The following is a 264-nucleotide window of genomic DNA, read 5'->3' as shown; positions in this document are numbered from 1 at the left end:
CGGGGTGGTGCCGGAGACGTTCACGGACCGGCAGTACAGCTACAACGGTCAGGATGAACTGCTGAAGACGCGGCACAGCCGGCGGGGGGAAAAGGATTACTTTTACGACCCCACGGGGCACATTACGGCGTGCCGTTCGGAGGATGAGGGGTATCTGGCGAGCTGGCAGTACGACGCGGCGGGAAACCTGCTGGGGAGGCGTGCGGGGGAAAGGGCCACGGCAGAAAACAGCGTGGTGCCGTTCAACCGGCTGCTGTCTTACCG

At 64.0% G+C, this 264-nt stretch carries 1 pseudogene; it reads left to right on the top strand.

The features are described from left to right. Window positions 1-264: pseudogene (locus tag BEA93_RS24895) on the top strand (RHS repeat-associated core domain-containing protein); the annotation flags it as partial.

The organism is Escherichia sp. MOD1-EC5950, from assembly GCF_002965345.1.
GTDB classification, from domain to species: domain Bacteria; phylum Pseudomonadota; class Gammaproteobacteria; order Enterobacterales; family Enterobacteriaceae; genus Escherichia; species Escherichia marmotae.
The sequence above is the reverse complement of the archived record's forward strand: the minus strand, read 5'-3'. Positions and strand labels throughout refer to the sequence as shown.